This window comes from Sphingobacterium sp. ML3W (assembly GCF_000747525.1).
Taxonomy (GTDB): Bacteria; Bacteroidota; Bacteroidia; order Sphingobacteriales; family Sphingobacteriaceae; genus Sphingobacterium.
Map to the genome: position 1 here is coordinate 4,929,013 of NZ_CP009278.1, position 15,953 is coordinate 4,944,965.

The window sequence follows — 15,953 nt, forward strand, 5'->3', positions numbered from 1 at the left end:
TAATAACTTATGGAATACTATATATGCAGGTTACCACCGCATTATCTTTATTTCATCAACAATAATATCGTTATCTAACGCCTTGATTTTTAGAAAATGTGTGCTATTAACCTTCATATTCTGCTTGAAATCAATAATTGCTTGTTGTCTCAAAACGTTAGCTCGCCATCGGTCTGTAAATGGTTTTGCCTTTATCGAGTGCTTTCCTAAATATTTGTCATCCAGCCAAAGCTCAAGACATAAATCTCCACCGTTGGCCGGTTGCATTGGAATAAAACCTAATTGAATTTCGTAGTCACCTTCCTCCTCAATCGTAAATTCGTATTCTACAGCACTTTCTCGGTTAATTTCGGAAGCTTGATTACTATGCCCTAATCCCGTAATTGTACGGACAATCCCAATAGATTTATTAAACTCATTCGCATAAATTGTCAAACTATTTTTTGGATTTGGACGACCAACCTCCATATCTTTGTGCGTATAATTTGCTGACTCAAAAACGGGTAAATTACGAGGTTTCATATCCATGATTCCATTCCATTTGCCATTTGCGATTTCCATGTTATAATGATCAGTTAATTTAGTGATCTCATTATAAGCATCCAAGGCAGGCTGACCTGTCAATAAAAATTTTTTGTTCATCTGCGATGCAGCTCTAACAGGATATTCTACCAATTGATAATAAGCATCCCTCAAATTCTTCGGAATATATTTAGAAATCTCAATGGCAGATTTTTCAATAGCGTCATAATCTGCAACCCTTTTTTTTGCTTCATCAATCGTGAAATCAGGAGATACGACCGGCATCAATCCGCCACGTGGATATCCCTCTATTTCTACTTTATTGAAACCCATAAATTCGGGACGGCGAATAGAAGCTAATCTATAATATTCTTTCATGACTTCGGCTATTTCAGCGGTCTTTTGGCCTCCAAATTCACGAGCAGCCCAGTTATAACTGTGTTCTTTCAAGCTCTTTTCGTTTATCGATTCGATATTCCACCCCATATCCAAAAATAGCTCCGTCAGATATTCCGCTGGCTTTATATCACCTACATTTAAAATCCATAGTTTGCGCGCATTATAATCCCAAGCACGCTTCATTTCAGAATAAACAAGTGCGGGCTGTGTAGAACTTAGCCAAAGATAGTCATGTGGAGATCCCCAATAAGAAACATGATAGTATACTCCTGACCCTCCTTTGCGTTTTTGCTCCTCTTTATTGCTAAGATTTGAGATATGGCCATCATTGTCGTCTGTCCACATCAATGTAACGTAATCCGGGACCTCCAGTCCTTCCTTATACACATCCAAAACCTCCTTATATAAAACCATAGTCTGTGGTATTTCCTCCACATTTGGATTAATATATTTTTTAAGTAAATCCCTTTGGACATCAAATACTTCGTGGAGAGCGTCACGATATTCAGCGGATGTTTTGACACCCTCCATACGACCGTCGTGTACCCCTCGCATCCCAACAGTCATAAAAGTTTCTGTGCCAGCCACCTCTTTTAATCTTTCTGCCCAGTAATTAATGATGTTTTCACGGTTGGATTTAAAGTTATATCTTCCTAAATTTTCTTTATACCATTCCCCTGCATTATTTCTCATCAACGGTTCACAATGGGAGGTGCCCATAACTATACCATATTTCTCCGCTGTTTCTCTATTTCCTTTTACTGTATAAAACGGAGTTGTTCTTTCATGCATCGCAGGCCATAAAGTATTAGCACGCAACCGCAACAACAGTTCAAATACTTTACCATAGGTCTTTGGCCCCATATGATAAGGAACAGTACTCGGTTCAAAAGTCTGAGAACTCCATGGAACTATACCCCAATCTTCATCATTTAAAAAAATTCCTCTATATTGTACCGATGGTTTTTGAGTTTCTTTAAAGCCAAATGGTAAGGTGACTGTCTCTTTTCTAGAAGGAACAACATCTGCCCACCACATCCAAGGAGAAATCCCGATCTTTCTAGAGAGTTCTAATACTCCATAAGCTGCTCCTCTGGGATCACTACCTACAACAAAAAGTATATTTTCTTGCTTTCCTGAAACCTCGATGTGGCAAGCTTCCCATTGATTTTTAATCCCTTTGACATCTATTTTATACTTTATTAACAGCTTATCAAATGCAATATTTTCACCGATTACACCAACGACTACCCCATCTTCGCTCAAAGTGGAAGAAAATTTAAATGGAGATGATATGAGCTTAGAATCATTAGTAAGCATTTCAATTGCTGTATTTACCACTTGTGAATGACCCACATAATGAATATTAGTACCCTGCCCCTTATCAATCAGGTGAAATTTATCTTTTCCACTGGTACTTAGCGCAACAATAACCGAAAAAATTAATATTACTGTTTTCTTCACCTTAATGTTATTCAATTTCGAATTTATATACGCAGTCCTCATAGGGTAAAAAGAAAATTAATGACGTATATTTCATCTGGATTATTTTAAATGCATATATACTATTCATACTTAAAATTCGATAACCGCCTCATGTATATTTCCACCTTTTAGCTTGGTTATCTGGGTTTGCCAGTCTGGTATCCATACATATTTCTTTTGCCCATTATATTCCGCTTCAACAACAAAACTGAACCAGTACCAATAAGGGAATTCATCTTTAGGTGGTATACCGATATCATCATGATCAGGATGGTATAATTTATAGACATTGTCAATCTCGACATAACCCACCTTATCTGTTGAAAATGTACGGAATGGCTTGGGGTATACATCCCTATTATTCTTCTTGCCCCCGGCTCTTGTTCCGTAAAACTTAACGGATACATTTTTCTCTGTCTTTCCTTTTACCAATACCTTTATTCGAAGTTTATCGGGAAATACATTTTTAGTTAAATCTTTGTTCAACTGTTTATGATGGGCTGTATAATTAAAAAGAGCTGAGCAGTAGTCGCTCCAAGCTCCAAATGCTGTCCCCATATTGCATCCCGGAGGTACTAAATCAACAAGGCTGACAGAATTATCCTTAGCTTTAATAATATATTGGTACATATCTGTCGCACCACGTACATGTCCGAATTCATGGCCAAGATCGCTATACACACCTTGTACTGGTGGTACCTTAGAAAAGATATCACCATTCTTTTTTTGCTCTTCCAGCGTTTTGTAACAAGCAACTAATGCTTGTCCACTTTTGCCCCCTCCACTACACCACATCCCATTATTCTTGGCATTGAGAGCAAAAAAAACAACAAAGTCATATTTTTCGGTATCTAAAATACCAGAAGCGTCTTTTATGTGCTTGTCATAATTGTCCTTATTACTATTATTATCATAGATTTTTAATCCCGCAGGGACATAACGAAAATAATAATTGAATTTATTAGAACTTTCATTCCAAAATAAAGTGGTCTGAGCAAACATCTTTTCAAGATTCTTCTTAAAGATTTCTTCCCCACCATATCTTGCAAGATCCTCTTTTTCAACCCATACCTGCGCTCTATAGGTAATTGTGTCTTTTTCAGAAACAATTGTCCTATCTTGAGCAATTGTAATCTTCCCACTGATACAAAAAATTAAAATGAGAGATAAAACAGAAATTTTGAACATTGTTTTAATATTTAAATTAGCCATGGTATTTCCCCTGGCTTAGGTGTTTAAAAAGCTATATTAGCGGTATACGTATCCTTTCCTTCAAAGAAAGGCATCTGAATTTCATACTCCGGTAACCATGCATATTTTTTTGTTGTTCCAGAAGAAACCTCTACTAAAAAACCGAACCATCGGCCGTAAGGTAGATCTTGTGGAATGTTTGGAAATTTACCTTTATCAGGAATAAAAAGATTCTTGGTATCCCTCATCATATATTTTCCATCACTGCCCGTCTGTCCGGTTAGAAAAGCTGTTGGATAAATATCCCGATTTCGTCCACTGGCACCAGCCCTAGAACCATAAATTTTAACATCAAGTCCTCTTTTTGATACGCCATTTACAGTAACATTAATTTCGATATTTTTAGGATACATACTTCCAAAGAAATCCGTGAAGTCTTTTCCGATCTGTTTGGATGAGCCCGCACGATTAATACATGCTGCTGCATAATCGCTCCATAAACCAGACGCAGCATCATTCATAATGCAAATCGGTGGATCAAACTTCTGATTGCTTACCGGATTATCATTCGCACTAATAATATACTGATAAAGATCAGTAACGCCACGATAATGCCCTAGCTCGTGAGTAAGCGTCCGATAGGTATTATCATTGAAAATATCTTTAGGAGTTCCAGAGCCTGTGAATACTGTCACAACAGATCGATTATCTGATCCACCGCCATGCGCAGCTCCTCCATTGCCGGTCTCCCCATTATCCTGAATACCATCAAAAAACACCGTGACATCGTATTTGCTAAAATCAATAGGATCATTATATATCACTTTGCGCAAGGCTGCACTCTGTGAAGAGCCTTCATAAATCTTCATGTCAGTAAAGGTGTAACGGTATTTTTTGTTCAACTTTCCTTTAGAACTTTCATTCCAATAATTGGTCACTTTCCGAAATAGCTCAGCCATTCGTGAACTGACGATGCGTTCACTGCCACCTAGATGCCCTTCGACGCTAGCCTTATCCACATAGACCAGCACTTTAAATTCAAATTCATCTGTGGGTGTTACAACCGGGGGATCTGGATCCGGTTTGGTATCTGGTACAACAGGAGATGACTTTCCACATCCATGTATTGAAAATATCGTCAGTAACCATACAGTAAATAAGACTGCGATGTTCATAATTTTTATCATTGCTTATTCTTTTATATTTTTGAGCTAAGTAAGTATATCCTCTCGCACTGGATTACGCCAACCCAAGAGGATATACCAGACATTAGGTTAACGTTGACTAACAAATACCTGATTCAGACACATTACTTTACCTGTGGTTTGATACCAACTTTCGTATAGAGACACTCTTATGTATCTCTTCGTCTGCATTCCAAAGTCAAACCAGTGTACCATACCTTCCCAATGATTGGTCCAACTATTAGTGCTACCTTTTAATTCAGCTTCTGTAAAAGCATCCCACATTCCTGTTGTTGCCGAATTGGGACCTAATGTTGTCCAACTAGCATTATCATTACTAACCTCTATTTTAATACGTTTTGGGGCAGGTTGGGTCCATTGCAACCTAGGCATTAATCCTAAGGAATTGTATTGTTTATGACCTTCACCCATATCAAATGTCAAAACAAAAGGTGTCGATCCATCAACTCTATTATTTAATTCTAAATAAATGTCCTCACTGGAATTACTAGGCCAAGTGCCATTATATAATCGGTTTAGTTGGCTGCTTTTGTCTGCCACATTTGCACTGTAAGCTGCTATATTCCATAATTTTCGATTCAATAATGTCCCATACCCGGGTGCACATTGTCTGATGTTGATCGTCTTGGTCAGTTTCGTTTGTTTGTCTAGAACGATAACAGTCGCAATGCGTTCCCGATGATTGACTGGATTTAGCTGATTCACATTGAGGTAAATGTTACCATCTGCCTTTTTCGTCACATTCGCCCACGGCTGATCTGAAGAAACTTCAATCTCCACGCCCTCTGCTGTAGCAATCACTTTATCATGAAGTACCTGTGAAGGAATAATAATTTCGTTCTGCTGAAAATAGTCTCCTGTCCATTTAATATCATCAAGGGTACCTTTTGAAATGGTAACTTTGATATATGCATTAATCTAATAGGAATCACCCATTTCCCTCTAGGCATTTTAGCCACATCAAGCGTCAGAAAATTTTCCACATATTGCTCTCCTGAAGGAATAGTAAGATCAGTTTTAAAGCTATAGAACTTCGTGTCTAGCGCCTTATCTTCTTGAGAAAGCAGACTAACATCAGTCGTATAAGAAACATTAAGATCCATTGATGATTTAACATCGAGACCAGCAGTCAGATCCAAATCGTATTTCTCCGGTGGATTAGTCGAAAAATCAAGTGAAAAGGCACCCTTTTTCTCACTATAAATCGTGAGAACAGGCTGTTTCAAAGTAATAGCCAAAATCAAATTGGATTTTTCTACATTGACAGTTCCACCTTCTGTTTTACTGTTTATACGTAAAGGAACATAGTAGGTTCCATAACCTAGATCCTTAATAATATCTTCAATTTTTAGTATTAAAGGAACTGAAGCCTCATTAACCCCTGCCGCTATCTCAAAATCCTTTTGTAGTGTAAAATACTTTTCATTAAGTATTTCATAATCGGTATTATGAGACGCATTATAGGTGTCTAAATATGTGGCATCCAATGATAAGTTACCATCAAATTTATTCTGAAAGTAACCTGCTTTATGAATCCATATCTTGTGTGTATAGTCATCCTCATTCATCACCGTAATTGTCCCAGATTGAAGATCACTTTTCGGTAAATAAATCGAATCAGAGATCATATCATCAAATCTGGTATCCCTGCAGGCTGTCAAGGATAATGTGGCTGTTAAAAATAATATTAAATACTTTTTCATTCTTCTTCCTTTTACCATTTGTAATTCTGTACTAATGAAAAGTTTTTATTCAGATCGCTTTGCGGTATAGGATATAAATAATAACTCGGGGTAAAAACGCGTTTTTCAATTACCGTTCTTTTGAAAAATTCCGCTGGATAATTATTGGATCCTCGTGTACCGGTTGCCCTAATGTTCATACCATGAATAGCACCTCTTTCGCTCTGTTCAGCAATAAGCCATCTTCGGGTATCGTAAAAACTCATTCCCTCAAAAGCAAATTCTATCCGTCGCTCTCTTCGAAGCAGTTCGATCAGCTTTTGTTTATTTCCTACCGCTTCAGGATATGCCTGTTCAATATTAGGTAGCCCGGCACGTTCCCTGACGATATTCCAATACGTAAATAAGTTCGCATTTGACAGATCTCCCATTTCAATACTTGATTCGGCGTAATTCAGAAGAATTTCAGCATAGCGCATATAAGGGATCTCCCGCTGCACATTTTTGGTTGGACTTGCTTCATATTCGGGCATGGCAAGTTTGACCATATTATATCCTGTTGAAAAGTAATTATGAGACGCATCAGGACCATTATTTCCATTTTTGAACATTTCCACATAGACTTTTTCAGACGATTTATTAGGTATAAACCAAGATATACCTCCATATAGAACTGACACATAAAACCTAGGCTCGCGGTTAACAAACATGTTAAAGGTATTACGTGGCACCTTTTCGATAGGGTGGGTAAAACTTGTGAATCCCGTTTCGCTATAACCTGCCTGTGGATCAATATCCGGCGTATTGCGGTCGACATCTTGATAGCCCCTAATTGGATATCTTCCAGTGTTCATTGCATAAAGGTCGACCATTTCCTGTGTCGGATTATATCCTCCTCCCCAACCACCGATACTATTTGGAGCTAAACGCTTATCTATATATCCGTCATCCGACAAGTATGAAAAGATCATCTCTTTATTTTTAGCTACTGTAAAAACTGATTTATAGGAAGAATACGGATCAATCGCACCGTTAGATCCATTTACTTTGACCAAACTATAATATCCTAGTTTTATAACGTCTTCCGCTGCATCTTTGGCCAGTTTCCATTTGTTTGGATCTTTTGTTACAGGAAATAATGCTTTCCCATCAGAATTCTTGATACTGGTATACATCGGATTTCCATTGAATTGATCGCTTGCAGACTGCAAAAGAATACGTGCACGATAAGCCAAAGCAATCGCTTGACTCATGCGAGCATAGTCATTTCCCTCTTGTACTATAGGTAAAAAACTGTTATTTGCCATAGCCAAAAATTCAGATGTTACCCAATCAACACATTCATCCCAACTATTCCGTGGCTGCTTCATATCAACAGCAGTAAAATCTGGTAACTCATCTCCTAAAAGTATAACGGGGCCATACATACGCATCAACTGTGCATAAAAATATGCCCGTAATGTTCTCACTTCTGCACGCCACTGTTCTCGCGTATCTTTATTAAGCTCGCTATCGGGACATTTATCCAGATTTTGAAGAAAGTAGTTCGCTTCTCTGATTGCCTGATAGAAAGTATTCCATTTGTCGTAGGGCGCGCTGGATGCGGTCCAAGTTCCCAGGTCAAATGTTGTAACATTTGTATAAGCTACATCCAAATCACTTGTCGAAACCATTTCAGGCATAGAAGAAGGATTAGATTTCCTGACATAAGCATAAATACCATACATGGCATTTTGTGTGGATGAGTACGTCGAAAATATCTGTTCAGGAGAGCGTAGATCTTCAGGCGTGGTATCGAGAAATTTTTCACACGATCCAAATAGTAGAACCGTTACCAGGAGAAAAAATAATATTTTAATATATTTCAATTTCATTATGTCTCTTTTTTGGAGTTTATAAATTTATATTAATACCAATATTAAAAATACGTGAAGGCGGATATTTACGTCCATCTGTGGATCCCAATTCGGGATCAAACAATTTAATTCCCGGTGCCCAGGTCAGTAGATTGACACCTGATGCATATATTCTTAAATTTTGCAGGTGCAGTCTATTGCTCCAGACTTTCGGCAGTGTATAACCAACTTCAAGATTTCTTAAACGAATAAACGATGCATCACGCGTCCAAAAAGATGACGTCTTGGTATTATTATTACTCGCATAATCAACTTCACTTAATCTTGGATAGCGAGCATTAGGATCTGGGTTTTGCAGCGTCCAATGATTATTAACGACATCTTGGTTAAAATTATCTAAATACGCATACGGATTACTAAATGGATGAAGACTCTCTCCTTGTTCCTGTATGGTCACTCGCGCTGTTCCTTGAAAAAAGATCGAGAAGTCAATTCCTTTCCAGCCTATAGATCCCCCAAAACCATAAGTTATTTCAGGGATATCAGACATGCCGATAGGAATTTTATCAAAATCATTGATAACACCATCGCCATTGATATCTTGATATTTTATATCTCCTGGGCGCAAACCGCTATGAAGTGCTTCACTAAACTGAATAGGATTACGATCGATTTCTTCTTGCGAGCTAAACAAGCCTAAAGATTCATAACCATTATTCTGGTAAATCTTCCTACCCACAGTATTCATATAAGGATATTTGTTAATTGCGTCCCCATTTCTGAGTATCTGATTGGATGCATAGGTAAAAGTACCACGACCAGTTAGATATACTTCGCCAACTTTATTGTTATATTCCAACGAAGAGTCAAATCCCCAGCTTTTCATTTTACCGATGTTGACCATTGGAACAGTTTGTAATCCTACATAGGCAGGGATATTATTGTTGCGGACAAAAATATGATCCCTTACATCATGGTACCAATCAGCCTGAATATCAATTTTATTTAGGATTCCCAATTCTACACCTAAATTCTTTTTCGTTGATACTTCCCAACCTACACTTGGATTTGGAATTTCATTGGTACGCTCACCGCTAGTTTTATTATAATTACCGTAAACATAATTATCCGTATTAGCGACAGTTCCCAAATAAATGAATCTAATTCCACCGCCTATTTGGTCATTCCCTACCTGCCCAATAGATGATCGTATTTTGAGTTTAGATATCACATCCTTTATTGGTTCGAAAAACTTTTCATTGGATACATACCATCCTACAGCTACAGACGGAAAAAAACCTAAGCGATGGCCTGGAGCGAAGTTTTCAGAGCCATTATATCCAAAGTTTCCTTCAATAAAATATCTTGTATCATAATCATAAGTTACTCGAGCTGCCAACCCCTGATTTTTATAAGGTAAAGAATTAATAGCTGAGCTCGCCGTATTTGCTTTTACACGCTGGTTAAAAAGTAATAAGCCACCGACACGATGTTTTCCTAATAATCGATTATAATTTATAGAAGATTCCAGATAAGTAGCATTACTTCCTCCAGAGCCATTTTCAAACCAAGGCCCCCCTTTTCTTATATCAGGGGTATTAAATATGAGATTACCTTGCTCATCACGTCCAGTTGCAAGCCAAATATCATCTTGCTGTGTATATTTATTGGTATGCCAAGCATCGGTATCAAAGGCAAATTTTATATTCGCCTTTAATCCTTCAGTTACTGAAGACAAATCCTGGTCTAAAGACAATAAAGCATTTAATGTACTTTGCCAATTATTAGAATAACCTTCCCTGGTCACCCTGTAATAAGGATTCCGTTCTACTCCGCCACCCCAGTAGCCATTCGAATAACGAATAGGAAACACATTAGGAACCATAAAAAAGGACTTTTCCCAGATAACCGATTGATTTGCAGCCTCCCTTTTCTGTGTTAGATAACCCCCAAGAGTGAGCCCCAATACTGTATTTTTGTGAAGATTTATATCGACATTTGATCTAAAATTATAACGTTTGAATGTAGGATTACCGTTGTAAGACTCTCCTCCAGACTTAAAAATTCCATCTTCGTGATAATATGCTGATGACACAAAATATCTTGCTATTTCTCCACCACCCGTAACATTTGCAGTTACACGTTGGTTAGAGGTAGAAGGCTTAAATACCGCATCAATCCAATCCACATCAGGATATAAATCAGGATCAGAACCATCTTTATATTTTTGAATGACGTCGGGACTATAAAAATCATAGCCTTTCATTTCATTGTATAATAAAGCATATTCAACGGAATTTGCCATCTTTGGCAGTTTAGTGGGGGCTACTATTCCAGCTTCAGCACGTATAGAAATTTTTGGTTTTCCTTCAGAGCCACGTTTGGTTTTTATGAGAACAACTCCATTAGCTCCTCTAACACCATACAAAGCTGTAGCAGTTGCATCTTTCAAAAGTGAAAAACTCTCTATTTCTTCAGGATCTAACAGATCCAACGACCGCTCGACACCGTCCACTAAGATCAATGGCGTTTTATTTGCTCCAAATGTAGATATACCACGGATCCAAAACTCTGCAGAACTTCCAGGCTGTCCACTTCGCTGGATAGAAACTATACCACCAAGCTGACCAGCCAGATTTGTGGAAATAGAGGCGTTAGGAATCCGTAAATTGCTAGGTTTGATCGTACTTATCGCACCAATAACACTTTCTTTACGTTGGGTGCCAAATCCAACTACCTGAACCTCCTCAAGAGCACTTTCATCTTCTTTTAGTTCGATGACAAGGTTGTTGGTCGTTCCCTCGACGACCAATTCTTGATCTTTAAAACCGACATAGCGAACTGACAGAATGGTCGGAACATCTTTAGGAATATCGAGCATAAATACACCATCGGATTGTGTTGTTGTTCCCAATGTTGTCCCTTTTATCCATACGCTTACGCCCGCTACCGGTTTTTTATCAGGCCCGAGTACTTTTCCTGTTAGTTTCCGAGTCTGCTGCATGAGTTTATAACTTGCAATAGGTGCGAAATTCGGTTCATTCTCTGACTTACGTAAGTCATTACGGGCGATAAATCCATAGACACTTACGCAGCTCATTGAGGCTAAAAAAGCCAAGGCAAACAGCGCTCCTTTTGGAACCCTTTTGTGAAAGAGTTTCCTCCCACGATTTTTTTTCTTCATAATTTATTAGTTTAATTGGTTAAATTGGATTTATAAGCGGTTAAAATTAAGACCGATCCTAAATACTTATTCACGGTCTTTCATTATTACCGTTTAAATTTTAGATAGTTTCATGATAAAGCCACCACCTGAAGCCAGGTGTGCGTTAACAATGTTACTCTCACTCATATTAAGTTTATTTATTTCGCGCTTATAATCTTCAGCTACTTTATCAACGTTGATACCGTCTTTAAAAATTTCAGCTTCATAGTTTTCTCCCCCCAGAAAACTAAGATCAAAGGCAATATCTTTCGGATTCCAACCTGTTAAAGCTGCCACATACCAGGTATCACCTTTCCGGCGTGCAATAGCAATATGTTCGCCGACCTTGGAATCGAGCGTAACAGTTTCATCCCATACTGTAGGAATTCCTGCTATAAATGCTGTACATTCAGATTCTTTGATATAATTAGAAGGTGCATCACAGAGCATATTCAAAGGAGACTCAAAAACGACATATTCTGCTAATTGCCGGCAGCGTGTCCCCTGGCTCATCGGCTGGGTATATACTGTCCGGAAATTCTCCTTATTCGCATTCCGCATCGCCCCCTGGGTATAATCAACCGGACCCGCTACCATACGTATAAAGGGCATGGTCACATCATACGTTACCTGATCAACCTCAGGTTTTGCCCATTTCATTTCCTCCAGACCATGGACTCCTTCAAAATTAATGGTGTTTGGAAAAGTACGTTGGAGTCCTGTCGGTTTTGATGTTCCATGAAGATCAATAAGCAAGCGATGTTTTGCACCTGACTCTGCGGCCCGATAGTTAAAATCTATCATCTGCTGATCGTCACGATCCATAAAATCAATCTTAAATCCCTTGACTCCCATCGCCGCATAATGTTTGCATATCGCGTCCATATCTTTGTCAAAAGCTTTATATCCTGCCCATAAAATAATCCCTACATTAAGCTGTTTCGCATAACCAATAAGATCAGGTAGATCAATCTTTGGGACAACCTGAAATAGATCAGCTTTCCCCTCAACCGCCCAGCCTTCATCTAAGATGACGTACTCTATTTTATTTCTGGATGCGAAATCAATGTAATATTTATACGTTTCGTTGTTCACTCCACTATTGAAGTCAACATCATAGACATTCCAGTTATTCCACCAGTCCCAGGCTACTTTACCCGGTTTGATCCAACTAAAATCACTGAATTTCGCAGGAGTCGCCAGTTTATAAACCATATCATTGTCCAGAAGATCCTGATCTTTGGAACTCACGATAGCGACACGCCAAGGGAACTCACGCTGACCATCGCTCTTTGCAATATATTTTTCACGGCTTTTGACAACTCCTTTTAACCCTTTCACCTCTGTCACAATTTCTTTAGGGTAAGCCGCAAATAAACCCGAAAGTACATTTGTTCCACTACCCTTGGTCAGATACATTCCTGGATAGTCTATAAGATCAGCCTCTGTGATACATATTTTTTTCCCATTACCCTTTTCCAAAAGAAGGGGTAACATACCAGGTTTTCCATCGTTCCAGTCAGCTACTTTGATATGATTATAGGTATTCTGAAATGAGCTATAAAATGGATCTTCAACACCGCTGTTCAAGCGTGCTTTTGGACTTGCAATAAATGCAGCCTCTTCTGAAACCACAACAAAAGGTTTTTTCTCTTTTGAGATAAATCGATAAGCGACACCATCATCATAAGCCCGGAAAACAACACTGTAGTTATCCTTAAAGTCTAGGACAAGTTCATTATACTCATCCTTAATTTCTTTTTTTCGATAGATCGGGGGATGTATCAGATCCTTATGTGCTAAACGACTGGCCTTTTTTAATTTCGGATTTTGGCCCCAAATACGACCATCACCCAGATCAAGCGATATTGTTGACGATTCAAGCATGCGCTCCCCTCCATTGCTCAAGTCCCAAGAAAGTTTGCTACCGAGATTCACCTCTATGCTATTTATTCCTGAGGGACTTTTAAGTTCGAATTTTTCCTGTGCAAAAGACATTCCTGTAGACAGGTATAAGGCCCCCACTACTACAACTCGTGAGCCGGTCTTTTTAATTATATTGATCATTTGTATACGGTAAAATATTTGGTTATTAACTGTAAGCAAATGTAGCCGAGCAAGCTTTTTATTGTTAAAAAAATAGTACAAAAAAAAGGTAAAATCGTACATAAACGTGATAATAAGTTGTTTTTCTATGTTATTGCTATTATATTTTTAATTAGGATAAATAGTCTAAAAAAATCTCCCATAACAAAAAAAAGAGCGCCCAATTATCGGGGCTCCTTCCAGATCATCAAAGTATAATATTGTGAATCTGATAACAGGTTCTTTAAATCAATAATATGTTTAAACTATTTACGTCAACTATTTTCAGAGTTCAATAATCCTTCTTAATTTTTTTTAAATTCCTAATAATAGAAAAGTCCCCGTAACTATATTTACAGGGACTTTTTATAAAACAACAGCCTAGTTAAAAAGTACCAGCTATACCTTTTATTCTATATAACCGGGGTTTTGCACTAATAATGGGTTTTTTCTGATTTCATCCCGAGATAACGGGATAAAATAAAGCTGATTTTTCCAAACGCGATTTTCCTTGGTATTGAACTCCTGTGGTGTATAATTGTAGTCGTATATAGACTCATCATGTTTATAGATATTGGCCAACGATTTTCCTGGCTTGAATGTGGCATCAATCTTAACAATGGTAACTTTTCTTCCCAGGGTTTCATCAGCAATAAGCCATCTTCGGGCATCAAAAAAGCGTTGTTGTTCGTAAGCCATTTCGATACGACGTTCATGACGATATATAGTACGCAATGTATTTTGATCTGTCGCTGTGATCGCAGGCATACCCGCTCTAAATCTAATTTTATTTAACCAAGTCTTAGCAATTTCTGTCTCACCAAGTTCTATGCAGGCTTCCACATAATTAAATACTAATTCTGTGTATCTAAAAAAAGGCCAAGGTACGTATTGTCTCGCCTGCGCATCGACAATATTAGGGTCAGGATCCATAAATTTGCCAATATAATATCCTGTCCACGTACCATTATGCGATTCTCTAGGTGCTTGCTTCGTGTCGAGACCCGAAAACTTCGTTAATTTACCACCTACTATGAGATCATAGGTTCCGGTCTGGATCTGATTTGCTGGATCTGCAGCGTTATTTCTCGGTTTCCAATCTGCCCCGTCGTATAAGATAGAAGCATAAAATCGTGGATCTCTGTTTTTATAGGGGGTTGCCTTATGAACAGGATTATTCCAGTCAAATTTAGTACCATCACTCATTTCATAATCATCCACCAGAAGTCCCAAAGGTTGATTCCCACCCCAACTACTATATCCATTTGGCCCGTTGTCCCGCGCATGTGTAGAGCTCTGTTCAGTAATAAAATAGCGGGCAAAAATAATATCAGCTGATGCTGAAGCATCGATACCCGCCGCTTTGCTTCCTCCACCCATAGCAATACTTTTATAATTTGCAATACCCTGATCGACAGAAACAGGCTCCGTAAGATTTAACTTGTAGCCTATCCCCGCATCCAATGCTGCTTTCGCAGCAGCCTGCGCTAGACGATATCGTTCTTGTTGTGAGCCCGAGGTGTAAGCTAATAAAGGTAGCTTATCAGCAATATCACTTAAGTCGCTCACTTTCGTAGTCAATTTTTTACCATCGTGTAAATCACTTGCTGCATAAATGAGTGTTCTTGACTTAAGCGCCAAAATTGCAAGAGCATTTACGCGTCCCTTTTCTAGTTTTACGCCAGCCAATCTTTTGTAAGACTCATCACAATCCTGTATAATCTGGCTCACACAAGCTTCATAAGTAGCACGCTCCTTTTTATACACGGTTGGGTCTTCAGAATACGCGTAACTATTGGTAATCAGTGGTACACCGCCGTAATATCGCAATAGCTGGTGGTAACAGTAAGCACGGATAAAATAAGCCTGCGCCAATAATTTATCCTTTGCAGCTTGGTCCTTGATACCATTTTTTGTATCATCTGCCAATTTTTCTATCGCTATATTACTGAACCGAATATAAGTATACATACGTTCCCACCATCTCGACGTACCACCCCAGCCCTGGTTTGCACCATTTATAGCACCTGTATTCAGCAGAAGAAAGACATCTGAATGATTCCACAATGATTCATCTGTTGCCGAAGCCTGCATCTGTTCAGTAAAGCCTGAATTCGTCGCATCAAAAGCATTATAAATGTCGCTGATAAACTTTTCTGCCAATACTGCATCCTGCCATATTGTTTCATCGGAAAATGCATTGCGGGGTGTTATATTTAAGAAATCAGTACTGCATCCTGTAGCGCACAATAGCATAACAGAAAAGATATAGGAAATCTTAATTTTAATTAATCTTCTCATTTCAATAAACTTTTATTTAAAA

At 38.3% G+C, this 15,953-nt stretch carries 9 protein-coding genes; all 9 read right to left on the bottom strand.

The genetic code is table 11. The annotated features are described in order from the left end of the window. Positions 1-30: 30 nt before the first annotated feature. Positions 31-2,385, bottom strand: coding sequence for a glycosyl hydrolase 115 family protein (locus tag KO02_RS20935; protein ID WP_158500327.1), 2,355 nt, complete (start codon positions 2,383-2,385; stop codon positions 31-33). A 111-nt stretch (positions 2,386-2,496) separates the two neighbouring features. Further along, positions 2,497-3,618: a hypothetical protein gene (locus KO02_RS20940; protein WP_051960158.1), complete on the bottom strand. Its 1,122-nt coding sequence runs from the start codon at positions 3,616-3,618 to the stop codon at positions 2,497-2,499. A 23-nt stretch (positions 3,619-3,641) separates the two neighbouring features. Continuing rightward, positions 3,642-4,772, bottom strand: a complete 1,131-nt coding sequence (locus KO02_RS20945; RefSeq protein ID WP_144243375.1) for a hypothetical protein — start codon at positions 4,770-4,772, stop codon at positions 3,642-3,644. Positions 4,773-4,871: 99 nt separating this feature from the next. Beyond that, complete coding sequence (locus tag KO02_RS20950; protein ID WP_038701455.1) at positions 4,872-5,603, bottom strand: hypothetical protein; 732 nt, start codon at positions 5,601-5,603, stop codon at positions 4,872-4,874. Continuing rightward, positions 5,600-6,505, bottom strand: a complete 906-nt coding sequence (locus KO02_RS20955) for a DUF1735 domain-containing protein (protein WP_158500328.1) — start codon at positions 6,503-6,505, stop codon at positions 5,600-5,602. Before KO02_RS20955 ends, KO02_RS20950 begins: the two co-directional genes overlap by 4 nt. 11 nt (positions 6,506-6,516) lie before the next feature. Continuing rightward, positions 6,517-8,358, bottom strand: coding sequence for a RagB/SusD family nutrient uptake outer membrane protein (locus KO02_RS20960; protein WP_038701459.1), 1,842 nt, complete (start codon positions 8,356-8,358; stop codon positions 6,517-6,519). 19 nt (positions 8,359-8,377) lie between these two features. Continuing rightward, the gene (locus KO02_RS20965) at positions 8,378-11,524 is read right to left on the bottom strand and encodes a SusC/RagA family TonB-linked outer membrane protein (RefSeq protein ID WP_051960161.1); all 3,147 of its coding nucleotides are present in this window, start codon (positions 11,522-11,524) and stop codon (positions 8,378-8,380) included. A gap of 93 nt (positions 11,525-11,617) precedes the next feature. Beyond that, entirely contained in the window at positions 11,618-13,612 is a 1,995-nt protein-coding gene (locus KO02_RS20970; protein WP_081918450.1) for a glycoside hydrolase family 97 protein, read from the bottom strand. A 426-nt stretch (positions 13,613-14,038) separates the two neighbouring features. Further along, positions 14,039-15,931, bottom strand: a complete 1,893-nt coding sequence (locus KO02_RS20975; protein ID WP_200878580.1) for a RagB/SusD family nutrient uptake outer membrane protein — start codon at positions 15,929-15,931, stop codon at positions 14,039-14,041. Positions 15,932-15,953 lie beyond the last annotated feature (22 nt).

Excerpts from the sequence above, each read along its gene's own strand:
- KO02_RS20940 (WP_051960158.1), bottom strand. The coding sequence starts at position 3,618 with ATGGCTAATTTAAATATTAAAACAATGTTCAAAATTTCTGTTTTATCT.
- KO02_RS20945 (WP_144243375.1), bottom strand. The coding sequence starts at position 4,772 with ATGAACATCGCAGTCTTATTTACTGTATGGTTACTGACGATATTTTCA.
- KO02_RS20955 (WP_158500328.1), bottom strand. The coding sequence starts at position 6,505 with ATGAAAAAGTATTTAATATTATTTTTAACAGCCACATTATCCTTGACA.
- KO02_RS20960 (WP_038701459.1), bottom strand. The coding sequence starts at position 8,358 with ATGAAATTGAAATATATTAAAATATTATTTTTTCTCCTGGTAACGGTT.
- KO02_RS20965 (WP_051960161.1), bottom strand. The coding sequence starts at position 11,524 with ATGAAGAAAAAAAATCGTGGGAGGAAACTCTTTCACAAAAGGGTTCCA.
- KO02_RS20970 (WP_081918450.1), bottom strand. The coding sequence starts at position 13,612 with ATGATCAATATAATTAAAAAGACCGGCTCACGAGTTGTAGTAGTGGGG.
- KO02_RS20975 (WP_200878580.1), bottom strand. The coding sequence starts at position 15,931 with ATGAGAAGATTAATTAAAATTAAGATTTCCTATATCTTTTCTGTTATG.